Here is a 21,014-nt window from a genome sequence, read left to right as displayed (position 1 = left end):
CGATCTGGGCGAGCTTGCGGTTATAATCGATGTCCCAGCCTGTCCGCTGCTCGATGTTGGAGATGACAAGGCCGCCCGAAACGTTCGGGACCCAGTAGGCGAACTTCACGTTGTCGGAATTCGAGGTCATTTCGTTTCGTTTCCCCTTTTTGATTGGCTTCAACCGACGCGCGTGGCGACGGCAGCATTTGCATGACTGGAATTAAGCAAGGAAATCGCTTCGGTAGCGGCCCGTGAGATGCGCTCGATAATCGCCGCGCCGACGATCTTGGCATCGACGAAATCGTCGGGCGCGCCGTAGACGCCGGTCAGGACGGTGACGGCCCCGAAAAAACCGAACAATGGCCGGAGCTGATGTTCGAGAACCAGGCCATGGTATGGACTTCCGCCGGTTGCCGCGAGAAGCACGGTCTTGCCCGTCAGTGCACGATGATCGACGAGGTCGAACAGGTGCTTGAGAGCGCCGGTGTAGGACGCCCGATAGACCGGCGTTCCGACCACGAGCAGGTCGGCCTTCTCGACACGCTGGATGATCGCTTCGCCAGACGCGCCGAGCGCACGACGAGACAGCCCGGCGAAAATCGAAGGCGCCGCCTCGGTGATTTCGATCAGGCCGGTGTCTGCCGGGACGCGCAAGGCGACTGCCTTGACCAGCGCGTTGACCACCGCGGTAGTGCGCGATGGTGTGCTTACGCCGCCGGATATTCCGAGAACCGATAGCCTTGCCAACTCGTCAATCTCCCGGACCCTGCATGCGCATCGGGTCATTTCCAAACCGGGGCAGACGATATTCGACAAAATCTATAGAGATAAGGAACTACGTTCCGATTTTTCGGCCTCGCGGAGAAAAATGCCGTTCTGCTAATGGACGTAGCAATGTCCGTATAGCGAGCAGACCGAAGCTCAGGCCATCAATACGGCTTCGCATTCATCCATCACCATTTTCAAACGCGCCTAAGCCTTGGGCAATTAAGTTCGTTGCCATGACCAGTGAAACGATCGCGCCGGAATTGAAAACGACGACCCACCATTTACCGCCGGTCAGGAAGCCGTAGCCGTCGGCGACGGCTAGCCCCCAATCGGCGGAAGGCGGCTGGATGCCGAGGCCCAGAAAACTCAGCGTCGCGATCGAAAAGAACGCGTAGCCCAGCCGAGTGACGAACTCGATGAGGATGGTCTCCCTGATGTTGGGCAATATCTCCAGGAACATGATGGCGAGCGCGCCTTCGCCGCCAAGCCGGGCGGCGCTGACATAGTCGCGCTGCTTCTGCTCGCGTACGGCGGCGCGGACGGTGCGCGCCACCAGCGGCGCATAGGCGATGCCGATCACCAGGACGACCGTCAGGTTCGACGGCCCGATCGCCACCAGCGTCATGGTGACGAGAACGATGAATGGAAACGCCATCAGTGTATCGAGCAACCGCGCGCCGATGGCATCGGTGAGGCCATCGAAATAGCCGAGCACCAGGCCGATGATGCTGCCGGCGGCAACGCCGACCAGCGTCGCCAGCGGCGCAACCAGCAGGATATCGCGCGATCCGACGATAATGCGGGACAGCACGTCGCGGCCGAGCTGATCGGTCCCGAACCAGTGCGAGGCATCGGGCGGCGTCAGCATCGCCAGAAAATCCTCGGCATAGGGATCATACGGAACGAAAAGATTGCCTGCTACCGCGCATACGACCCAGAACAGTAGCAGCAGCGTTCCGATCACGACCGATGGGGGCAGTCCGGAGAAGGCACTGCCGATCCTGCGCACCGCCGGAAAACCGGCCACGGCGCGCCGTGATGCGGGAAACTCCGTCAGATCCGTCATGGCGAGGTCCGACGGCGTTGCCGCGGATCGAGCAAGGCCAGCACGAAGTCGCCCGCCGCCGCCGAAAGAACAAAGATTGCCGCCATCACCAGCACCCCCGCTTCAAGCATCGGGAAATCTCGCGCCTTGGCCGCGTTCAGAACCAGATTGCCAAGTCCCTGGATGCCGAACAGCGCTTCGATCACAACCAGCCCGCCAAGCATGTATCCGGTCTGCGTCGCCAGCACCGCGATGGTCGGGGTCAGCGCATTGCGCAGCACGTGCCGAAGGATGATCTCGCGCCGCTCAAGCCCTTTCAGGACGGCGGCGCGTGTGTAGTCGGCGGCCATTGCCTCGATCACGCCGGCCCGCGTCATCCGGGCGATGTAGCCGGCAAGATTGAGCACCAGCGGCAGCGCCGGCAGGATCAGATAATAGCCTTGCGTCCAGAAGCCCGCGCCATCCGGCGCAACGCCTGAGATCGGGAACCAGTTCAGCCACAGGCCGAAAACGATGAGCAGCATCAGGCCGGACACAAAATCCGGCACGATGCCGAAGGAGACGCCCGCCATCACGATCAGCCGGTCGATGAGGCGGCCGGCGTTGAGACCGGCGATGACACCGCCGCCAACCCCGAGCGGAATGAGAAAGACCAAAATAATGCCGGCAAGGGATGCGGAGCGCTTCAGGCTCTCCTGCACGAACGGGGCCACCGGCGCGCGCATCGAAAGCGAGGTGCCGAAATCGCCTGACACCGCCTTGCTGAACCAGAGCCAATACTGGACGAGAACTGGCTGGTCGGCGCCCAGCCGCTTGTTCAGCTCCGCCACCGCCTGCGCGTCGGCAAACGGCCCGAGCATCACGCGGCCGACATCGCCGGGCAAAACCTGCCCGGCGAAGAAAACCAGGACACTGACAAGCCACAGCGTGAGGACAAGAGTGCCGACACGCGCTGACAGAATGCGGCCGGTCAGCATGTCGCGATCATGCCTGGACGAAGGAAACGCGATCGAGCAGCAGATGCGAGATTGCGGTGAAGCGCACGCCCTCGACCTTCGAGCTGACAATCCGGCTGTATTGCGAGAAGTAGCTGATGATCGCCGGCGTCTCGTCAAGCAAAAGCGTCTGGATCTTGCCGGCAGCAAGGCGCTGGGCATTGAGGTCACGCGCCTTCGAGTAGTCGAGCAGCAGCGCATCATAGCCGGGGTTGTTGAAATGCGCCGCGTTCCAGGCTCCCGTACTCTTCAGCGTGGCGTTGAGGAAGATGTCGGGCGTGCCGCGATGGCCGTAGTCGGTGATGCCGAGAACCGAATCCAGCCAAGGCGAGCTGCCGAAGGTCGCCGAGCCGTAATAGGCGTCCTGCGGCAGGACATTGAGCTTGACATCGATGCCGATCTTTTTGGCGAAGTTCTGGATGATCACCGCATAGTCGGGAATGTCATAGGCGCGTTCGGTGGTCAGCGTCACCTCGAAGCCGTTCGGCACGCCAGCCTCGCCAAGCAGCCGCTTGGCTTCCGTGATATCGTGCTTGCGCTGCGGCACCGACGGATCGGCCGAAGGGAAGATCGGCGCGAACGGGGTGTCGTTGCCGACGATGGCGCGGCCCTTCAGCAGCCCCTTGACCACCGCCTCGCGGTCGATGGTGAGTGCCAGCGCGCGGCGGATGCGCTTGTCGGTGAACGGCGCCTGGTCGGTTCTGAGATGCACCTGGTCATGCGAGCTTGCCTGCACGCTGAGCAGCTTGAAGTTGGGGTTGCCCTCGATCGCCAGTTCCAACCGCGTCGTGCTGGGGATGACGTCGAGCTGGCCGGCCTGCAGCGTCAGCACCTGCGCCTGCTCGTCGTCGAAGAACTTGATCTCGATGCGGTCGGGAAGTGCCTTCTCGCCCCAGTAATCCGGATTGCGCACGAAGCTGGCGCCTTGCTTGGGACGGAAGGATTCGAGCTTGAACGGGCCGGTGCCGTTGAAATTTTTCTCGAAATCGCCGGCATAGTCGGCCGGCAGGATGACGGCGTTATAGACGTCGGAAGAGACATAGAAAGGGAAATTGCTGTTCGGACCGTCCAGATCGAAGGCGACCGTTTCGTCATCGACCAGCTTGGCGCCACCCTTGGACAGGATGCCCATGTAGGCTGAGAGCGCCGACGAGCCGCTGGCGGGATCGACCAGCCGCTCGAAGCTCGCCACCACGTCCTTGGCGGTGACGGCGCGGCCATCGTGGAATTTCACTCCTTGCCGCAATTTGAAGGTCCAGCGGCTGGCTGTCTCGTCGGCCTCCCAGGACAAAGCGAGCTTCGGCTGGAGACCGTCCTTCGGATCGTCGAGGATCAGATATTCGCCGACCTGGCTGATCACCCCGATGCTGGCCGGATCGGTCACCGAAACCGGATCGATCGCCTTGGTCGGCTGACTGAGCCCGACACGAACCGTGCCGCCGGCGGCGGCCGCGGCGCGCGCGCCTCCAAGCCCCTGCGAGGCGGCAAAGCCTGTCAGGCCGAGCAGTGCGGCGTATTTCAGGAGATCGCGGCGCTTGAGAAAGCCGCCCTGATATTCGTCGACGGCGACATTCCAGATGTCCCCCGACAGGCTGCGAAGTGCGTCGATATCCCTGCGTTTGGTCATGTTAAAACCCTGCTTTGAAATGAAAATTGAAAACCTATGCGACGGGTTCGCCGTCGAGATGGATGCGGTCAACGGCCTGCGGATAGAAGGCGATGAGGCCTTTGATCTTCGGCATTTCGGCGATTGGTTCCCGGTAGCTCCAGGCGATGTCCGGGCGCACCGTTCCGTCGCTCAGCAGCCCCGACCAGTAGGAGGCGATGCCCTTGTAGGGACATCGCGTCGTTGTAACGGACGCCGTCAGCCGCTCCAGCCGGATGTCTTCCGCCGGCAGATAGAAACGCGTCGGCAGATGGGTCTCGAACAAAAGCACCGGGCGGTGACTGTCGGCGATCGGCTCGCCGTCGAACCAGACCTGCACATGGCTCGTGCTTTGCAGCACATCAATGCGCGCATAAGGGTCTCGCGCATGGACGAAGACCTCTTCGTCCTCCTCGAACCATTGGTCGACGGCCTTCCAGGTGAAGGCGATCCGCCCGGCCAGGGACGCCAGCGCTTCGTCCGGCGGCGAGATGAACGCCCACGCCGCGTTGGCACTGCGCCTGTCGCCGCTGTCGATATCCCAATAGGCCGTCTCGCCACCGACTGGATGCGGTTCGCGATGCAGCGAGGGCTTCAGCACCGACGGGTCTACCGCTGACGGCGGGAAGAAATAGATCGGCAGGAAATGGTTGGAGCGCAGCACCAGCACGTTGCGGCTGTCGGCGATCGTGCGGCCGCCGAATTTGACGCGCACACGCTTGGGACTGTGCAGGACATTGACGAGCTGCGGCGCGGTGGCTTCGCGAGGCTGCAATCTTGGCGCGACGGTCATGATCGTTCTCCCGGTCAGGACACGGCGCGTGCGTTGTCGCGCTGCTCGGCGAAGCGGTTTGCCGGCCGCGCCAGACCGAAGCGGTCGCGCAGCGTTCCCGGCGCGTATTCGGTCGGGAACACGCCGAGACGCTGCAGCTCCGGCACCACCTGCTCGGCGAAATTCACCCAGTCCTCGGGCAGCAGCGGGAACATCAGGTTGAAGCCGTCGGCGGCGCCTGAAACGAACCAGTCCTGCAACTGGTCGGCGATCTGTTTGGGCGTGCCGGCGACGGTCGGCACCGAACCGCTGTTGGCGAGCTTGCGGGCGATGTCGCGTAGGCTGAGATTCTGCTTCGACCATTCCTTGACCCGGTTGAGCGATGTCCGTCCGCCATTGAAGGTGCTCTCGTCCGGCAGCGGCGGCAGCGGCCCGTCTGGCGGATAGACGGAGAGATCGATGCCGCTCCAGCTGGACAGAAGGTCGATGCCGACCTGACCGGGCAACAGGGTCTGGAGGTATTCCTGCTTTTCGCGGCCTTCCGCCTCGGAAGCGGCGACAATCGGCAGAATGCCCGGCAGGATCTTGAAGCTCTCCGGCTTCCTGCCATAGCGGGCGAGGCGCTCGTTGATGTCCTGCCGGTATTTGATGCCGTCTTCCCTGGTGCTGTAGATGGCGAAATGCACGTCGGCCTGGGCGGCGGCGAAGTTCTTGCCGTCCTCGGACGAGCCGGCCTGGACGATCAGCGGGTGGCCCTGCGGCGGCCGCGAGACGTTGAGCGGCCCGCGCACCTTGAAGTGCTTGCCCTTGTGATCGATGGGGTGGACCTTGTCGGGATCGGCGAAATAGCCCGCCTCCTTGTCGATCAGCAGCGCCTCGTCTTCCCAGCTGTCCCAAAGCGCCTTGACGATATCGAGGAATTCGGCCGCGCGCTCATAGCGGAACGCATGTTCTATGTTGCCGTCGCGGCCGAAATTGCGCGCCTCCTCGTCCATGGCCGATGTGACGACGTTCCACGACGCCCTGCCCTTGCTGATATGGTCGAGCGAGGCGAACATGCGCGCAACATTGTAGGGCTCGCTGTACGAACTCGACGCCGTGGTGATCAGGCCGATGTGTTTGGTCACGCCGGCCAGTGCCGACAGCAGCGTCAATGGCTCAAGGCGGGCATTGGCGTAGTGGGCGACACCGCTCTTGACCGAATCCCAGATCGAAACGTGGTCGGCGACGAAGATGGTGTCGATCCTGGCCCGCTCGGCCGCCTGCACGAGATCACGGTAGAACTCGAAGTCCAGCACCTCCCGGCCCGGCGCCCGCGGATGGCGCCACGACATCCGATGATCGCCCTGCGGGTTGAAGAAAAATGCGCTGAGGATCATGTGGTCTCGAGCCATGCCAGTCTCCTTCCAGATCTGCCCTGGAGCCAAATCTGCTCCGGAGATTGTCGCGCTGCTTCGGCAAGCGGCGACAATCGCTCTTGAGCCATGAAAGTTAGATTGCGCTCCGGCTTAATTCTAGTAATTTTATAGAGATAAAGCATTGCAAAAGTGGAAGCGATTGCCCTCGATCGCGACGCTGGAAGAAAGTGGTTTCAAGCTCCCAATGTCCTCCTCGGTTCTGAACGTCGACCAGCTTTCCATCGCCTATGACGGGCGCAATGGATCGCATCCCGCCGTCAGTGGCGTCTCCCTGCGCATAGGCGAAGGCGAAGCACTCGGCCTTGTTGGCGAGTCCGGATCGGGGAAAAGCTCGGTGGCGCTCGCCATCCTGCGCTATCTGCCGAAGAATGCCCGCATCGCGGCGTCAGCGCTGGAGTTCCAGGGCCGCGAAATCCGCGACCTCTCCGCCGAGCAGTTGCGCCAACTCAGGGGAAATCATATCGCCGCCGTCTACCAGCACCCGGGCGCGGCCCTCAACCCAAGCATGACGATCGGCCGCCAGATCACCGAGACGATCATGCGGCATCGCCCGGTGCGCCATGACGAGGCGCGCGAGCGGGCTTGCGAACTGCTCGGGTGCGTTCGGGTGAGCCATCCGGAGCGGGTGCTGGGGCTCTATCCACACGAACTCTCCGGTGGCATGCAGCAGCGCGCCAACATCGCCATCGCGATTGCGCTCGACCCGTCGCTGCTGGTGCTGGACGAGCCGACGACGGCGCTCGACGCCAGCGTCCAGTCCGAGATCATCGCTATCCTCTCCGGCCTGCGCAAGGACCACAAAACCAGCATTCTGCTGATCAGCCACGACATCAACATGATCCGCCGCTCCTGCGACCGGGTGGCGGTGATGCAGTCGGGAACCGTGGTCGAAAGCGGCGCCGCCGGCGATGTCTTCGACAACCCCTCTCACGCCTATACGAAGGCGCTGATCGCCTCGATCCCGGCGCTCAACTACACGAAGCGGAATGGAAGACTGGCGGAGACGGACGGCCTGCCATCGCACTCGGCGGTCCAGAATGAAGATGCCGGCGAGCGCAAAGAACGCCGAATCGCGATCGCCTGTAAAGGCATCAGCCATGCCTTCGGCAGCCAACCGGTGCTCAGCAATGTCGATCTCGATATCGGCCACGGCGAGACCTTCGGGCTGATCGGCGAGTCCGGTTCCGGCAAGTCGACCCTGGCAAGGATCGTCACCGGCCTACAGATGCCAGACGCCGGATCGGTCGAACTGTTCGGCAGGAAGGTCGCACCGCGCGTCGAGAAGAGAAGTCTTGGCGAACGCCGCGATGTGCAGATGGTTTTCCAGTCGCCGGATCGCACGCTCAATCCGCGTAAGCGAATCGGCAGGATCCTCGGCCGCCCGCTGCGCCGGCTCGCCGGCCTGCGCAGCAGTGAGATAAAGGCCCGCGTCAGCGATTTGCTGCAATCGGTTCGCCTTGCCGGCGCCACAGCCGAGCAGAAGTCGCGATCACTATCCGGCGGCCAGCGGCAACGGGCGGCCATCGCACGGGCCTTCGCCGGCGTGCCGCAGGTCGTCGTGCTCGACGAACCCACTTCGGCGCTCGACGTTTCCGTCCAGGCAACTGTTCTCAACCTGCTCAACGACCTGCAGCGCGACAAGGACACGACCTATCTGTTCATCAGCCACGATCTCAGGGTCGTGCGCTACATGGCCGACAGGATCGGCGTGCTGTACCGCGGCCGCCTGGTCGAAACCGGCTCATCCGACCAGATTTTTCACGGACCCAATCATCCCTATACGAAACTGCTGCTGGCGGCGTCTTCAGACGATGCAGCGCCGAAGATCATCTCTCAGGCCGACATCGCGGCGGGCCCGAGCCAGGGATGCGCCTTCGCCGGCCGTTGCTCGCTCGCTGTTGCCGATTGCTGGAAAGCCGAACCGCCCCTCAGCCAAGCTGGCGACGAGCACCTGATCGCATGTTGGCGGCTCGACCAAGGTTCATGAAGGACGGATCATCATTCTGAAGATCCGTCGCGCTCGCGAGGAAGGCGCGATGGAGCTGATCCCCGTCGCAAAGTGCCAAGAGACCGGGAGCTGCGGCCGTTCGAGGCGCGGATAGCAGGAAGCTTGGCGATCAAGCATCCACCGTAGTCACAGGCAAGCTCGCATGGTATTTCGTCTGAGGCTCGCTCCTTACAAGCCAATGTCTACAAGTTTGATAGACATTTGCTAAGAAGCCGGTCATACTGCCCGCTTCAAGTGCCTGACTTTTCGCCGTCCATGTTCGCAGGATCAGGAGATGACGATGACGCAGACATTTCTGGAAGCCGTTCCGGGCTGTATCAGGATCGTGATCGGCGCCCTTTTCCCGCCCATGGAGCGTTCACGTTATGCGCCGGATCAGGCGCAGGCGGACGACGCTTCTGACTCCGAGGCGAAATTTCGCCGCTCAGGACGGGATGAAGCCTTCTATTGGGGCATCGGCACTTGCGGCTATTGGGTAGGCGCCCGTCGCATCCGGCCATAGACCAATCATCGAAATGCGGGGGTTACCTGGCAGCATTGGCTGGCTGCCGCGATCCAGGAGGAGACCGATGACCACACGCCTTTTACCCGCACTGCATGAGGGCCATGCTCCGATTCATTTGCACGGAGCCTTCGACGATGCCTTGGAAGCTTACCAAACCTGGATTCCGGGAACGGACGAGCCGCACGTGGAATTTGAGGACCAGATGGTGCCGATCAGTTCGGTCTTCGGCCGCATGCGGACCTGCACCGATATTCTTCCTTGGCGCATCGAGGGCGATGTCCTAGAGGTTGTCGGCAATGCACTGGTTTTCGGCGGCGAAAAGGCGATCACTTACGCCGATGCCGCTCTGGTCCTTCGCGCTTTGTGCGTGAAGCGGCTCCGGAGCGGCGACATCGGCAACTAACAGGCGACGCTGCATAGGTTCCCGTCAAAGCCGGAGGAGCCGGGCACAAGGCAGCTCGGCTCCGTATCATTCAGCCGGTATGCGTCGCGATCTGCCCTGATAGCCTCTATTTGCTCAGTCGGTCATGCGCGGCGATGGCCATAGCTCTGCATGGTGCGGATGGACTGGTGCTGCGAGAGAGGATTGAACTCTCGACCTCTCCCTTACCAAGGGAGTGCTCTACCACTGAGCTACCGCAGCCGCCGATGGCGGGGCTTCTGCCATATCGAACCGGCAAGCGCAAGGCCAAGACAAAGACGGGTTGAAAGGCCGCACCGGGCGATCGTTGCGGACATGGCCGTGCCACAATGTTGGCTATCCCTTGATCCGCACCGGCGGGTCGCCGGCCGGGGACAGAACGATGAACGGCAAGACAGTTTCTCCGAACAAGGATGGATCACCGAAGAAGGATGGTTCAGCGAAAAAAGCCGGAACGGGCCGCAAGGACCGGCTGGCCGAGCAGTTGCGCGCCAACCTGCAGAAGCGCAAGGCGCAATCGCGGTCGCGACGGACCGGCGACGCCGACAAGCGGCGCGCTGGCGACGCCGATAAGCGGCCGGAGGGGCTGCAAGCGGTGATGAAAAAAGATTAACGCGAATCGGCTATGTTGGTCGCCGGTACTTTGGCCAAGTCGGCGTGGGCCAAAGTGGGGAGTAGCCTGTTTCTTGAACCAAGCCGGCCAATGGTCTAGATGGCCGCAACAGACTCAACCGATTTAAACCGGCCTTGGCGCCGAGGGGACGCTCTTCATGGATCGCATCAGAATTGTTGGCGGCAACAAGCTTGCCGGAAGCATTCCGATCTCGGGCGCGAAAAACGCTGCGCTGCCGCTGATGATCGCCGCGCTTTTGACCGATGACACGCTGACGCTGGAAAACGTGCCGCATCTGGCCGATGTCGAGCAGCTGATCCGCATCCTCGGCAATCACGGCGTCGACTATTCGGTCAATGGCCGCCGCGAAAAGCAGCAGGAAGGCTATTCGCGCACCATCACTTTCTCGGCCCGCAACATCGTCGACACGACGGCGCCTTACGAGCTGGTGTCGAAGATGCGGGCGTCGTTCTGGGTGATCGGACCGCTGCTGGCCCGCATGGGCGAAGCCAAGGTGTCGCTGCCCGGCGGCTGCGCCATCGGCACGCGGCCGGTCGACCTCTTCCTCGAAGGCCTGCAGGCGCTGGGCGCCGATATCGACGTCGACACCGGCTACGTCATCGCCAAGACCAGGAACGGCCGGCTTGTCGGCAACCGTTATGTGTTCCCGAAAGTTTCGGTCGGCGCCACCCATGTGCTGATGATGGCGGCCTCGCTGGCCAAGGGCGAGACGGTGCTCGAAAACGCCGCGCGCGAGCCGGAGATCGTCAACCTCGCCGAATGCCTCAACGCCATGGGCGCGAAGATCTCGGGCGCCGGCACGGCGACCATCACCATCGACGGCGTCGAGGCGCTGTCGGGTGCTCGCGTCAGGGTGATCCCCGACCGCATCGAGACCGGCACCTATGCGATGGCGGTGGCGATGACCGGCGGCGACGTCGTGCTGGAAGGCGCGCGGCCCGACCTGTTGCAGACGGCGCTCGACATCATTTCGCAGACCGGCGCCGAGATCACGCAGACTAATTCCGGCATCCGCGTCAGGCGCAACGGCGCCGGCATTTGGCCGGTCGATGTGACGACGGCGCCCTTCCCGGCTTTCCCGACCGATCTGCAGGCGCAGTTCATGGGCCTGATGACGATGGCCAAGGGCAAGTCGCGCATCACCGAGACGATCTTCGAAAACCGCTTCATGCACGTCCAGGAACTCGCCCGGCTCGGCGCCCACATCACGCTGTCCGGCCAGACGGCGATCGTCGACGGCGTAGCGAAGCTGAAGGGCGCGCCAGTCATGGCGACCGATCTTCGGGCCTCGGTGTCGCTGGTCATTGCCGGCCTTGCTGCCGAAGGCGAAACCACGGTCAACCGCGTCTACCATCTCGACCGCGGCTTCGAGCGGCTGGAGGAAAAGCTGTCTGGCTGCGGCGCGGAAATCGAGCGCATTTCGGGGTGACCATAGCAGGCTCAGGTCGGCGCTGCCCCTCATCTGCCTGCCGGCATCTTCTCGCCGTATAGGGACGGGGAGAAGGGACGCCTCGCGAAGGATTTCGCCAATCTCCGGCGTTGCGGAGAGGGTGCCGAGGTTGCGGCCAGCCCCTACACCCGTCCCTATACGGGGAGAAGGTCCTGGCAGGAGGATGAGGGGCAACGCCGACCGGGGCGATTGCCTGGCCAAGACCTCCGGCGCGGTTGCACGAGCCGGAAAGACCGCCTAACAGAAAGTCGAATAATCAACTCGCAGGTGCGAATTCCGCATGAATGGCCTCAAGCTTGTCGCGCTCGACGATCAGGATCTGAGCATCATCTCGGCGCATGTCCAGGATGCTGTCATGAAGGTCAGCGATCTCGAATACCTGCCTTCTGTAAAGCGCTTCGTGCTGACCATGAACCGCTTCGTCTGGGAGGCGAAATCCGGCTTCTTCCGCCAGCACAATGAGCGGCGGCAGGCCGTGCTGCATTTCGACCGGGTGCTCGGCGCCAAGACCAGCGGCATTGCCCGCGACAAGCCGGACGAGGTGCTGTCGCTGCTGGCGATCAGCTTTCTCGCGCTCGACAAACCGGCCGGCATCGTCGAGCTGATCTTTTCGGGCGGCGGCGCGATCATGCTCGATGTCGAATGCATCGAGGCGCGGCTTGCCGATGTCGGCGGCGCCTGGGAAGCGACGTCGCGCCCGGTCCACAGGGTCTGATGTAATGGCTATCACGCTTCGCCAGTCCGACGCCGATTTCGAGCAGCGCTTTGCCGCGTTCCTGCTGACCAAGCGGGAAGTCTCGGCCGATGTCGACGCCGTGGTGCGCGAGATCATCGCCAAGGTGCGCGCCGAGGGCGACGCGGCGCTGGTCGGGTACACGCAGAAATTCGGCGGCGGCGACCTGGCCAGGCTCGGCATCGCCGTCTCCAGGGACGACATTGCCAAGGCTTACGAGGCCGCCGATCCGCAGACGGTCGAGGCGCTGAAATTCGCGCGCGAGCGCATCCGCGCCCATCACCAGCGGCAGCTGCCGCAGGACGACCGCTACACCGATGCCGCCGGCGTCGAGCTCGGCTCGCGCTGGACGGCAATCGAGGCCGTCGGGCTCTACGTGCCGGGCGGCACGGCGAGCTATCCGAGTTCGGTGCTGATGAACGCGGTACCGGCCAAGGTCGCCGGCGTCGAGCGCATCGCCATGGTGGTGCCGGCCTCTGGCGGCGAGGTGCCGCCGCTGGTGCTGGTGGCAGCCGATCTTGCCGGTGTCTCCGAAATCTACCGCGTTGGTGGCGCCCAGGCGATCGCGGCCCTTGCCTATGGTACCGAAACGATAAAGCCCGTCGCCAAGATCGTCGGTCCCGGCAATGCCTATGTCGCGGCGGCCAAGCGCCAGGTGTTCGGCACGGTCGGCATCGACATGATCGCCGGGCCGTCGGAAGTGCTGGTTGTCGCCGACGGCAGCAACGATCCGGACTGGATCGCCGCCGACCTCCTCGCCCAGGCCGAACACGATGTGTCGGCGCAGTCGATCCTGATCACCGACGACCGTGCCTTTGGCGCAGCGGTCGAACAGGCGGTGGAGCGGCAGTTGCAGAACCTGCCGCGCGGAGCAACGGCGGCGGCGAGCTGGCGCGATTTCGGCGCCGTGATCCTGGTGCCGACGATCGAGGCAGCACTGCCCCTGGTCGACCGCATCGCGGCCGAACATGTCGAGCTTGCCATCGACGACCCAGAGGCATTCCTGGCGCGGATGCGCAATGCCGGTGCGGTGTTTCTCGGCCGCCACACGCCGGAAGCCATCGGCGACTATGTCGCCGGCTCCAACCACGTGCTGCCGACGGCGCGCTCGGCGCGCTTTTCGTCCGGGCTTTCGGTGCTCGATTTCGTCAAGCGCACTTCGATCCTGAAGCTCGGGCCGGAGCAGTTGCGGGCACTGGCGCCGGCGGCGATCACGCTCGCCAAGGCGGAAGGCCTCGATGCGCATGGACGCTCCGTCGCCATCCGGCTGAACATGTAGAAATGTCCGACTACGACCAAACCCGCGCCAGGCTGATCGATGTCGAGCTCGACGAGACGATCGGCCGCTCGACGCCCGATGTCGAGCATGAGCGGGCGGTGGCGATCTTCGACCTGATCGAGGAGAACCGCTTCCAGCCGGTCAATGACGACGGCGCCGGGCCGTACCGGCTAAAACTGTCGCTGGCCGAGTCCCGGCTGGTGTTCGCGGTGGCGCGCGAGGACGGCGCAGCCGTGGTCACCCACATCCTGTCGCTGACGCCGCTTCGGCGCATCGTCAAGGACTACTACATGATCTGCGAAAGCTATTACGATGCCATCCGCACCGCGACGCCAAGCCATATCGAGGCGATAGACATGGGCCGGCGCGGCCTGCACAATGAAGGCTCGCAGAGGCTGATGGACCGGCTTGCCGGCAAGATCGAGATTGACTTCGACACGGCGCGCCGGCTGTTCACGCTGGTTTGCGTGCTGCACTGGCGAGGCTGAAACTGGCCGCCCCGCTGCCCCGCCAGATCCTGCCCCGCTCGATCCTGTTTGTCTGCGGCATGAACGCCGTGCGCTCGCCGATGGCCGAATTGCTGGCGCGCAAGGTGCTCCCGCCTACCACCTTCGTCGCCTCGGCGGGAGTGCGCGGCGGCGAACGCGATCCGTTCGTCGATGCCGTGCTGGCCGAAGAAGGGCTGTCGCTCGGCGAACGGCACCCGAGAACGATGGATGACCTCGAGGACGATTATTTCGACCTGATCGTCACGCTGGCGCCGGAAGCCCACCACATCGCGCTCGAACTCACCCGCTCGCTGGCCGTCGAGGTCGAGTATTGGCCGATGCCCGACCCGACCGGCGTCAGCGGCACGCGCGATCAGATCATGGCCGCCTACCGCGACGTGCGCGAGCGGCTGAAGGGGCGGATCGGCCGCCGTTTCCTCGGCAACGGGGCTGAAAACGCCGCGGATTAAGCATGTTCACAAGCGGGCGTTTATCATATAGGTTCCGCGCAACTTTCCGGCCGGGGCGCTGGAAGTACCCATCCAAGCAAAGGTATCGAATGCCGAAGGAAGAAGTCCTCGAGTTTCCGGGTGTCGTGACGGAACTGCTGCCCAACGCGATGTTCAGGGTCAAGCTCGAAAACGAACATGAAATCATCGCCCATACGGCCGGCCGCATGCGCAAGAACCGCATCCGCGTTTTGACCGGCGACAAGGTCCTGGTCGAGATGACGCCCTACGACCTGACCAAGGGCCGCATCACCTACCGCTTCAAGTAAGTTCAAGGACCCGGCCGGGATCGCGATGGGCATTTTGCAGAAGCTCGTGCTTGCCTCGGGTTCGCCACGCCGGATCGAGCTGCTGCAGCAGGCCGGCATCGAGCCGGACGGTGTGCTGCCGGCTGATGTCGACGAGACCCCGCTGCGCGCCGAACACCCGCGTTCGCTGGCCATGCGCCTGGCGACGCAGAAGGCCGAGAAAGCGCTGGCCTCGCTGAAAACCGAGACGGACTACGCGCCGAGCTTCGTGCTGGCGGCCGACACGGTGGTTGCCGTCGGGCGACGCATCCTGCCCAAGGCCGAGACGCTCGACGACGCCGCCAACTGCCTTGGGCTTTTGTCCGGCCGTTCGCACCGCGTCTATTCCGGCATCTGCCTGATCACACCTGGCGGCAAGCAGCGCTTGCGGCTGGTCGAGACCAGGGTGCGCTTCAAGCGGCTGCCGCGCGAGGAGATCGAGGCCTACATCGCATCCGGAGAATGGCGCGGCAAGGCCGGCGGCTATGGCGTCCAGGGGCTTGCCGGCGCCTTCGTCGTCAAGCTTGTCGGCTCCTACACCAACGTCGTCGGCCTGCCACTCTACGAGACGGTAGCGCTTTTGAGCGGCGAAGGGTTTAAGGTGCACGCCAACTGGCTGTCGGGTGCGCGGATATGAGCCCGGACGACAAGGTCACGCCGTTGCGGCCCAAGCGGCCCTGCCCCGAATGCGGCAAGCCATCGGCGCGCGAAACCTACCCGTTCTGCTCGACGCGCTGCAAGGACATCGACCTCAACCGCTGGCTGAAGGGGGTCTACGTCATCCCGGGCCGCGACGATGAGGATGAGAACGACGACCAGAAATAGCACCGTCCACCTGCGGTTTTCCACAGGCTTGGGACTGTTTCGCAGCCGCGATCGTGACCGATGATCGGCCTTGCGGACTGCCTGTCGTTTCCCGCCTGAAATCAATGTCCAGAACTTGTTCCATCCGGGCACTGTCGGACCGAACAGGTTCTGGCGTTTTGTCTGAGCATGATCTTTTCCGAAAACCGGATTCCACTTTTCGGGATCATGCTCTAAGCGCTGGACAGGCCGGATTCCCGTGCTATAACCCACGCGCTTTCAAGGGGTGCCGACGGCGCTTTCATGAACCCGGTGTGCAGATTGCCGCCTACCGGAGCAGGCCCAGATAGCTCAGTTGGTAGAGCAGCGGACTGAAAATCCGCGTGTCGGTGGTTCGAATCCGCCTCTGGGCACCATTTTTTCCCTGTACGGCTCGTGTAGCGGGAACTTGAGTTCTGCATTTTTGCCGGGATTTTTGCATCTTTGGCATTTAAAGATTTGCATCACCGCAGGAGAGCGTCGTCTGCCCTCCCGCAAAGACAGTCAAACGACGGTTCCCAACCATTGTGTATATAGAAGCTGAATTTGGCAGCAAACCAGCAATGTTGATCAGCCTCGCCGGAAATTGGGCTGCAATCCGCAGGATTCCTGTAAGCATCTGCTGAAGTCGGATGGTTAGGTGCATTTCAAGTACGTGGCGTCGCCTTGGAGCGGCTCTCCCACGCCAGTAGGTTCGTTCTCTGGCGCGAACTAGACGGGCCCTAGCCCTCCCGGCTGTCTAGGAAAGGATCGCGCACTAGCGCTGCAAAAGCATCCAAGGCTCACATCGACCAAACTGCTTCCGGCCGGGCAGATAAATGGCCACGCCATATGCACCACATGGCGGATTGCACTCAAGTTTGGATGTCTAAACGCTTGTGCCCTCCGAAGGCAGAGGTCACAGGTTCGAATCCTATCGGGTGTGCGATTGATGTTGATGACGGAGAAATTTGGACAACGACAGAGATAGTCGGACTCATCGCTACCGAATAGCTCCATCTGCAACCTTGTGAGAACACGCTAAAATCCGGTGCGGACCGTCGGGTGCAGCCGAAGTGGTCTTGTGGCAGCCTTTAAGGTGTCATGTTAATAGTAGGCTACAGGCACAAGGGGGGACCTGACGCATGCTGAACCTTGACAAAAAGACGGCGGTCAAAATCATCGACGCAATTGCTTGTGCGATTGATGGAAAACCTTCTTCTGCGAAGACCTTCGACCCATCACCTTTCAGCGGCCTGAGTGACTATGGAGACTGGGGCCAAGAGAATAATGACGCCATTCAAGAGACGCCGCGAACTATTGCATTGTTCCTGTCCTACCTGATCTTCTCTGGTGGTCGCATTCCGCTGGTCGGCATCCAGATGGAGGACACGTGGTTTCGACCTGATATTTATGCGGCGGGCGCTCTCGTTAAGCGAGGGCACCTCGTGGTGGAAGAGCCTGCGGGCGACTTTGTCGTCACCGCAAAGGGGTGGTCACTTGTCGCGAAGGCTCTCGAATAGTTGGCGGTTAAAGCCCCTTAACAGGGCGGTTGGCTGCTAGCCACCAGCAGCGTTTGATTATGAGGGGTTTTCCAGGATGTCGCGTGTTTATATCCCGAGTACGGGGCCAGACAGCTGGCAGGCGAGTTTGGCTGATCCTATCAAGCATTGGCGGATGGGTTATTCGGCCCGGACGCTCGCACATAGTTGGGAGAGCGCGAATGGTCTTCCATCCGAGGTCGCAGCGATGTTTGACAAGCCGACTGACCTTTTGGTCGCACTTCCCGAGCACAAGGTGCCATTGGCCGGTGGTCAGCGCGACAGTCAAAGCGATGTCTTCGCCTTAATACGCTTTGGCGAAGAAACATGCGCCGCAACGATTGAAGGGAAAGTCAACGAGCCGTTTGGTCCAACGCTCGGCGAATGGTTTGCGAGCCCGTCCGATGGCAAACGCCTTCGCATGCGTCAGATCTGCGATCTGTTGGGCTTAGATGGCGTTCCGCCATTGGACGCACGTTATCAGCTGCTGCACCGAACGGCGTCAGCGCTGTTGGAGGCCAAGCGGTTCAAGACGGACGAAGCGGCGATGATCGTTCATTCATTCTCTGTGGCCCGAATGTGGTTCGCAGACTTCGAGCGGTTTGCCGGGCTTTTCGGCATGACGGTACGGCCAGATCAATCGGTGACCATCGTTTTGAATAGTGGACAGCGCCTCCGGCTCGGTTGGGCGACGGGAAATCCAGAGCATCTCTCCCAATGAAGGTCAGCCGTCTGGAACCAAGACCGTACACCTCGAAGCAAATGGGCGATGCATGTGAAATGGTTGTCGCGGCGGAACTGACGCTTGCTGGGGTTCCTGCCCTCAAAGTTCCTGACAACTGGCCCGGCTATGACGTAATTGCCCAACCGCGGAATCTGCCAGCTCAGCGCATCTCCGTCAAATCGCGCACATTCAAGAAGGGGGCGGCCTATGTCGGCTACAACGACTACGACCTGTTCGATTGGCTCGCCATAGTCCTGCTTCCTGCGGGCGAGTTCACAGAACGCACAATTTATGTGATCCCGAGAGCCCTCGCGGAGGATTTGGCGCGACGCGACAAGCCGACGAGCAAGACCGCCGCTGAGCGGTACTTCCGGGTCGATCAAGTACCGGAGCTATTCGCGGCGTGGCGCTCGAACTTCCAGCTTGTGGGCCAAATTATTCCAGCTGGATTTGCCAAGACGCATGTGGCTGGGTGAAAGGCGCGCCACGTGGTCGAACGCGGCCATGTAGTCTGCTACTGGCCATTCCCATGCTTCCTGAATGCGATACTCCCGGTCGTAGAGTATCCAGATTAGATAGTCCCATTCGTAGTTTCTGGCCTTAGCGCAAAGTGTTACCTTGCTGCCCGGTCTACCGCTTGGCCTGTTCGCTTTGACCTGATAGCGGACCCCATCGCGCGTGAAATCATAACCACGTTGGACGGCAGTCGCCTTTAACTGCGACTGCCTAAAGGCTTCCTCTGACATCGCCAACAGGGTCACTGCCGCATCATACTCGGAGATGGCAGTGGTGATCGAAGGCGCTACCCCATACCGATCCTGCCAAGCCAATGCCGTTTCGACTAGGCTATCTCGGAGCGACATCGTTTCGATGGCCCTAATTTCCTTCTTTCCTTCGGCTCAATAGAATGATTGCGATGCCGAGATGTTTGCCATCGTGAGTTTAAGATCGCGATAAAATTATCATTCACTCTCTATCGGTCGATCCAACTGGCGATAACACTCACCTATCGCGACCTACAAACAATGCCCCGATGGCAGCAGCAATCCACCGATCCCTCCCTGTCCGTGCTACTTGGAGCCAGTGCAATTAAATTCGCTGGCTGTTGGCGGGAACAACGGAGCTGGCGGCTTGTATTTCAAAAATCCGCTCAGTAGTTTTATGGTTCCGATTGTGGTCGGGGGGATGTATGGAGCAGACCGATCCGGAGGGCGTCGAGGCGCAAAGTGAAACTCCGGTGCATCTTGTTCTCGGAACAGTGCTTCACGGTGCAAGCCCGTTCAAATTGGGCAACGTGAACGACACCTTTCGCGGTCAGGTCCTTTGTGCCGATGGTGAGACCCGCCAGGCAATCATCAAAGACTTGAGCGCGCGCCAGCTCGCAAACGAGATCATGGCAGCTGCAATCGGCCTGGCGTCGAAATTGCCCATTCCTATGCCAATAATCGCCCGGGTGGAGCCGGGAATTTTGACGGTTTCGCGTTGCCCACTGGCTGATGGCAGCGGACATTTGGTCTTTGCATCTGCCGACAAGCAGGCTGAAAATGTTCAGCAGATTTACTGCGGCGATCCTGGCAAGGTACCCCTGATCAGAGAGAAATTGGCAGCGTGGAACGATGTGGCCGGAATGTATGGCTTTGACACGTGGATCGCGAACACGGACCGGCACGAGGGAAATCTGCTCTTCTCAGGCCGTAGCGAGATTTGGCTCATCGACCACGGCCACAGTTTTACAGGTCCGGGATGGGAACCCGCACATTTCCAACCTGACGCCCAATATAATAACCGCTTGTCACACTGGCTTACCCCGACGATTCCCGATGATCGAAGACGGGAAATCGCTGGCCCTGCGGGTACGCTGCCAGCGCGTCTTAGTGGGGTAGAACTTGCTCGTTTAGGCGAACTGAACTACGTCGCTCATGTTCTGGCGCGAGGAGACTTTGAAGCCCTGGTGGCATTCCTAAATGCCCGTGTACATCACGTTCCGCGGTTGGCGTCAGAAGCTCTTGGGTTGCTGGTATGAGTGCGATTTTCACGAATGACGGCTTTCCTAGCCGCGCCGATCATCTCAGAGCATTGTGGACGCCAGTGCTCTTCTCACCTCGCCTCAGTTCGCCTGAGAACCTCGTTATCGGAGTGGCCAGCGCGACAGAGACCGATTTCTATCTTGCAGAAGCAAATGCATGGCGGCGGCTCCATTGTTTGTTCGGCGATGGGGCAGAGACCGCTTTGCTTGTTGCCCGCGTCGCGCTTGACGTGTTGAAATCGGATTTGTCGGAACGCGGGCAAATTGCATTGCACGAACCTCGGCAGACGTTCTCGGGGATCACCTTCGGCGAGTTGAGAGAAGGCGAAGGCATCAGTTTAAAGCAGATCGCGACGACGTGGCTTGCTTCGCTTTCATCGCTTTATGATGCCGCCTTGGCGGAAAGGGTCGAACGCTCCGAAGGCGCATTGCCGACATCGGCTGAGGCCAAAGCCAAAGTCGATCGTTTGCCAGTTCTCGTCTTGGAATATGTCGAACAACTCAGGCCACGGCTATCGAGCTTCTTCCACCCCGAAGTTCGTGAAAAGCGTGAACGAAAACGGAAACCGCTTGCGCAAGACATCTACATTGGGTTTGCCGGCTCATCCCTCGTAGCCAATTTTGCTACGCTGCCTGCAAAGCGGTCCAACACGACAATCGATCATATCAAACGTCTGATGTGGGATTTAGAGCAGGATCGCGCCGACGCTGGCGCGCTAGACCGCCAGCGAAAGTACGAGATGATTGTTAAGCATCAGGACAAGTACGACCCGCACATCACCGAGAAGCAGTATGGCGATGTGCTGGAGGTGGTTGATGAGTTGGGGGAGCAGGGAAGGAAGCGAGACATTGCTGTCGTTCCACGGGTGACCGTGCCTGACATAGGCAACCATTTGTTGGAGCTTGAACAGGCGGCTTAGGACATTGATACACCGTTGGCAGATGCGTATGAAATGCGCACT

Annotated in this window: 23 protein-coding genes, 2 tRNA genes and 1 pseudogene; 18 read left to right on the top strand and 8 right to left on the bottom strand. The window is 61.5% G+C overall.

What is annotated here, in order from left to right:
• From NKI08_RS30620 to NKI08_RS30590, 7 genes and pseudogenes are all read right to left on the bottom strand, one after another.
• A pseudogene (locus NKI08_RS30620) lies at window positions 1–130 on the bottom strand (dimethylsulfone monooxygenase SfnG); the annotation flags it as partial.
• A 29-nt stretch (window positions 131–159) separates the two neighbouring features.
• Entirely contained in the window at window positions 160–729 is a 570-nt protein-coding gene (locus NKI08_RS30615; protein WP_352774738.1) for an NAD(P)H-dependent oxidoreductase, read from the bottom strand.
• Window positions 730–928: 199 nt separating this feature from the next.
• Window positions 929–1,816, bottom strand: a complete 888-nt coding sequence (locus tag NKI08_RS30610) for an ABC transporter permease (protein ID WP_352774736.1) — start codon at window positions 1,814–1,816, stop codon at window positions 929–931.
• A complete protein-coding gene (locus NKI08_RS30605) occupies window positions 1,813–2,772 on the bottom strand; it encodes an ABC transporter permease (RefSeq protein WP_352774734.1) in 960 nt (319 codons plus the stop codon). Before NKI08_RS30605 ends, NKI08_RS30610 begins: the two co-directional genes overlap by 4 nt.
• Before the next feature lie 7 nt (window positions 2,773–2,779).
• Entirely contained in the window at window positions 2,780–4,417 is a 1,638-nt protein-coding gene (locus tag NKI08_RS30600; protein ID WP_352774732.1) for an ABC transporter substrate-binding protein, read from the bottom strand.
• Window positions 4,418–4,451: 34 nt separating this feature from the next.
• Window positions 4,452–5,228 (bottom strand): DUF427 domain-containing protein, encoded by a 777-nt coding sequence (locus NKI08_RS30595; RefSeq protein ID WP_352541339.1) that lies wholly within the window; start codon window positions 5,226–5,228, stop codon window positions 4,452–4,454.
• Window positions 5,229–5,242: 14 nt separating this feature from the next.
• Window positions 5,243–6,601 carry an LLM class flavin-dependent oxidoreductase gene (locus NKI08_RS30590; RefSeq protein ID WP_352774729.1) on the bottom strand — a complete coding sequence of 453 codons (1,359 nt, stop codon included), beginning with the start codon at window positions 6,599–6,601 and terminating at the stop codon, window positions 5,243–5,245.
• A gap of 208 nt (window positions 6,602–6,809) precedes the next feature.
• Between NKI08_RS30590 and NKI08_RS30585 the strand changes: the two genes are divergently transcribed.
• The 3 genes from NKI08_RS30585 to NKI08_RS30575 all read left to right on the top strand — a co-directional run bounded on the left by NKI08_RS30585 (window position 6,810) and on the right by NKI08_RS30575 (window position 9,541).
• Entirely contained in the window at window positions 6,810–8,612 is a 1,803-nt protein-coding gene (locus tag NKI08_RS30585) for a dipeptide ABC transporter ATP-binding protein (RefSeq protein WP_352774727.1), read from the top strand.
• 295 nt (window positions 8,613–8,907) lie between these two features.
• Entirely contained in the window at window positions 8,908–9,135 is a 228-nt protein-coding gene (locus NKI08_RS30580) for a hypothetical protein (RefSeq protein ID WP_352541336.1), read from the top strand.
• A 67-nt stretch (window positions 9,136–9,202) separates the two neighbouring features.
• Complete coding sequence (locus NKI08_RS30575) at window positions 9,203–9,541, top strand: BRA0787 family protein (protein WP_352774725.1); 339 nt, start codon at window positions 9,203–9,205, stop codon at window positions 9,539–9,541.
• A gap of 165 nt (window positions 9,542–9,706) precedes the next feature.
• On the opposite strand, the gene NKI08_RS30570 is transcribed toward NKI08_RS30575, so the two are convergent.
• Window positions 9,707–9,781: transfer RNA gene (locus tag NKI08_RS30570), tRNA-Thr, on the bottom strand.
• Between the two features lie 121 nt (window positions 9,782–9,902).
• On the opposite strand from NKI08_RS30570, the gene NKI08_RS30565 reads away from it, so the two are divergent.
• The 15 genes from NKI08_RS30565 (at window position 9,903) to NKI08_RS30495 (ending at window position 20,972) form a co-directional block, all read left to right on the top strand.
• A complete protein-coding gene (locus tag NKI08_RS30565; RefSeq protein ID WP_502899684.1) occupies window positions 9,903–10,172 on the top strand; it encodes a hypothetical protein in 270 nt (89 codons plus the stop codon).
• Between the two features lie 157 nt (window positions 10,173–10,329).
• Entirely contained in the window at window positions 10,330–11,622 is a 1,293-nt protein-coding gene (gene murA / locus NKI08_RS30560) for a UDP-N-acetylglucosamine 1-carboxyvinyltransferase (protein ID WP_352774724.1), read from the top strand.
• Window positions 11,623–11,923: 301 nt separating this feature from the next.
• Entirely contained in the window at window positions 11,924–12,358 is a 435-nt protein-coding gene (locus NKI08_RS30555) for a DUF2948 family protein (protein WP_352470153.1), read from the top strand.
• A 4-nt stretch (window positions 12,359–12,362) separates the two neighbouring features.
• Complete coding sequence (hisD, locus tag NKI08_RS30550) at window positions 12,363–13,655, top strand: histidinol dehydrogenase (RefSeq protein ID WP_352774722.1); 1,293 nt, start codon at window positions 12,363–12,365, stop codon at window positions 13,653–13,655.
• A 2-nt stretch (window positions 13,656–13,657) separates the two neighbouring features.
• Entirely contained in the window at window positions 13,658–14,143 is a 486-nt protein-coding gene (locus NKI08_RS30545; RefSeq protein ID WP_352613943.1) for a UPF0262 family protein, read from the top strand.
• The gene (locus tag NKI08_RS30540; protein WP_502895753.1) at window positions 14,131–14,613 is read left to right on the top strand and encodes an arsenate-mycothiol transferase ArsC; all 483 of its coding nucleotides are present in this window, start codon (window positions 14,131–14,133) and stop codon (window positions 14,611–14,613) included. Before NKI08_RS30545 ends, NKI08_RS30540 begins: the two co-directional genes overlap by 13 nt.
• An 89-nt stretch (window positions 14,614–14,702) precedes the next feature.
• Entirely contained in the window at window positions 14,703–14,921 is a 219-nt protein-coding gene (gene infA / locus NKI08_RS30535) for a translation initiation factor IF-1 (protein ID WP_006200926.1), read from the top strand.
• A gap of 25 nt (window positions 14,922–14,946) precedes the next feature.
• Window positions 14,947–15,576, top strand: a complete 630-nt coding sequence (locus tag NKI08_RS30530) for a Maf-like protein (RefSeq protein WP_352774721.1) — start codon at window positions 14,947–14,949, stop codon at window positions 15,574–15,576.
• Window positions 15,573–15,764, top strand: coding sequence for a DNA gyrase inhibitor YacG (gene yacG, locus NKI08_RS30525; protein WP_023677402.1), 192 nt, complete (start codon window positions 15,573–15,575; stop codon window positions 15,762–15,764). Before NKI08_RS30530 ends, yacG begins: the two co-directional genes overlap by 4 nt.
• A 319-nt stretch (window positions 15,765–16,083) precedes the next feature.
• Window positions 16,084–16,159 (top strand) — tRNA-Phe (locus tag NKI08_RS30520).
• Window positions 16,160–16,906: 747 nt separating this feature from the next.
• Complete coding sequence (locus tag NKI08_RS30515) at window positions 16,907–17,284, top strand: hypothetical protein (RefSeq protein WP_352774720.1); 378 nt, start codon at window positions 16,907–16,909, stop codon at window positions 17,282–17,284.
• Between the two features lie 76 nt (window positions 17,285–17,360).
• The gene (locus NKI08_RS30510) at window positions 17,361–18,023 is read left to right on the top strand and encodes a DUF6946 family protein (RefSeq protein WP_502899683.1); all 663 of its coding nucleotides are present in this window, start codon (window positions 17,361–17,363) and stop codon (window positions 18,021–18,023) included.
• A complete protein-coding gene (locus NKI08_RS30505; protein ID WP_352774717.1) occupies window positions 18,020–18,502 on the top strand; it encodes a hypothetical protein in 483 nt (160 codons plus the stop codon). The genes NKI08_RS30510 and NKI08_RS30505 overlap by 4 nt, the downstream gene beginning before the upstream one ends.
• A 713-nt stretch (window positions 18,503–19,215) precedes the next feature.
• Complete coding sequence (locus NKI08_RS30500) at window positions 19,216–20,049, top strand: HipA family kinase (protein WP_352774715.1); 834 nt, start codon at window positions 19,216–19,218, stop codon at window positions 20,047–20,049.
• Window positions 20,046–20,972 carry a hypothetical protein gene (locus tag NKI08_RS30495; protein ID WP_352774713.1) on the top strand — a complete coding sequence of 309 codons (927 nt, stop codon included), beginning with the start codon at window positions 20,046–20,048 and terminating at the stop codon, window positions 20,970–20,972. Before NKI08_RS30500 ends, NKI08_RS30495 begins: the two co-directional genes overlap by 4 nt.
• The last annotated feature ends 42 nt before the right edge of the window (window positions 20,973–21,014 follow it).

The sequence above is a fragment of the Mesorhizobium sp. M0768 genome (assembly GCF_040320195.1).
GTDB lineage: Bacteria > Pseudomonadota > Alphaproteobacteria > Rhizobiales > Rhizobiaceae > Mesorhizobium.
The sequence above is the reverse complement of the archived record's forward strand: the minus strand, read 5'-3'. Positions and strand labels throughout refer to the sequence as shown.

Coding starts and splice junctions, on each gene's coding strand:
- NKI08_RS30610 (WP_352774736.1), bottom strand. CDS start 1,816: ATGACGGATCTGACGGAGTTTCCCGCATCACGGCGCGCCGTGGCCGGT.
- NKI08_RS30605 (WP_352774734.1), bottom strand. CDS start 2,772: ATGCTGACCGGCCGCATTCTGTCAGCGCGTGTCGGCACTCTTGTCCTC.
- NKI08_RS30600 (WP_352774732.1), bottom strand. CDS start 4,417: ATGACCAAACGCAGGGATATCGACGCACTTCGCAGCCTGTCGGGGGAC.
- NKI08_RS30595 (WP_352541339.1), bottom strand. CDS start 5,228: ATGACCGTCGCGCCAAGATTGCAGCCTCGCGAAGCCACCGCGCCGCAG.
- NKI08_RS30590 (WP_352774729.1), bottom strand. CDS start 6,601: ATGGCTCGAGACCACATGATCCTCAGCGCATTTTTCTTCAACCCGCAG.
- NKI08_RS30585 (WP_352774727.1), top strand. CDS start 6,810: ATGTCCTCCTCGGTTCTGAACGTCGACCAGCTTTCCATCGCCTATGAC.
- NKI08_RS30580 (WP_352541336.1), top strand. CDS start 8,908: ATGACGATGACGCAGACATTTCTGGAAGCCGTTCCGGGCTGTATCAGG.
- NKI08_RS30575 (WP_352774725.1), top strand. CDS start 9,203: ATGACCACACGCCTTTTACCCGCACTGCATGAGGGCCATGCTCCGATT.
- murA (WP_352774724.1), top strand. CDS start 10,330: ATGGATCGCATCAGAATTGTTGGCGGCAACAAGCTTGCCGGAAGCATT.
- NKI08_RS30555 (WP_352470153.1), top strand. CDS start 11,924: ATGAATGGCCTCAAGCTTGTCGCGCTCGACGATCAGGATCTGAGCATC.
- hisD (WP_352774722.1), top strand. CDS start 12,363: ATGGCTATCACGCTTCGCCAGTCCGACGCCGATTTCGAGCAGCGCTTT.
- NKI08_RS30545 (WP_352613943.1), top strand. CDS start 13,658: ATGTCCGACTACGACCAAACCCGCGCCAGGCTGATCGATGTCGAGCTC.
- infA (WP_006200926.1), top strand. CDS start 14,703: ATGCCGAAGGAAGAAGTCCTCGAGTTTCCGGGTGTCGTGACGGAACTG.
- NKI08_RS30530 (WP_352774721.1), top strand. CDS start 14,947: ATGGGCATTTTGCAGAAGCTCGTGCTTGCCTCGGGTTCGCCACGCCGG.
- yacG (WP_023677402.1), top strand. CDS start 15,573: ATGAGCCCGGACGACAAGGTCACGCCGTTGCGGCCCAAGCGGCCCTGC.
- NKI08_RS30515 (WP_352774720.1), top strand. CDS start 16,907: ATGCTGAACCTTGACAAAAAGACGGCGGTCAAAATCATCGACGCAATT.
- NKI08_RS30510 (WP_502899683.1), top strand. CDS start 17,361: ATGTCGCGTGTTTATATCCCGAGTACGGGGCCAGACAGCTGGCAGGCG.
- NKI08_RS30505 (WP_352774717.1), top strand. CDS start 18,020: ATGAAGGTCAGCCGTCTGGAACCAAGACCGTACACCTCGAAGCAAATG.
- NKI08_RS30500 (WP_352774715.1), top strand. CDS start 19,216: ATGGAGCAGACCGATCCGGAGGGCGTCGAGGCGCAAAGTGAAACTCCG.
- NKI08_RS30495 (WP_352774713.1), top strand. CDS start 20,046: ATGAGTGCGATTTTCACGAATGACGGCTTTCCTAGCCGCGCCGATCAT.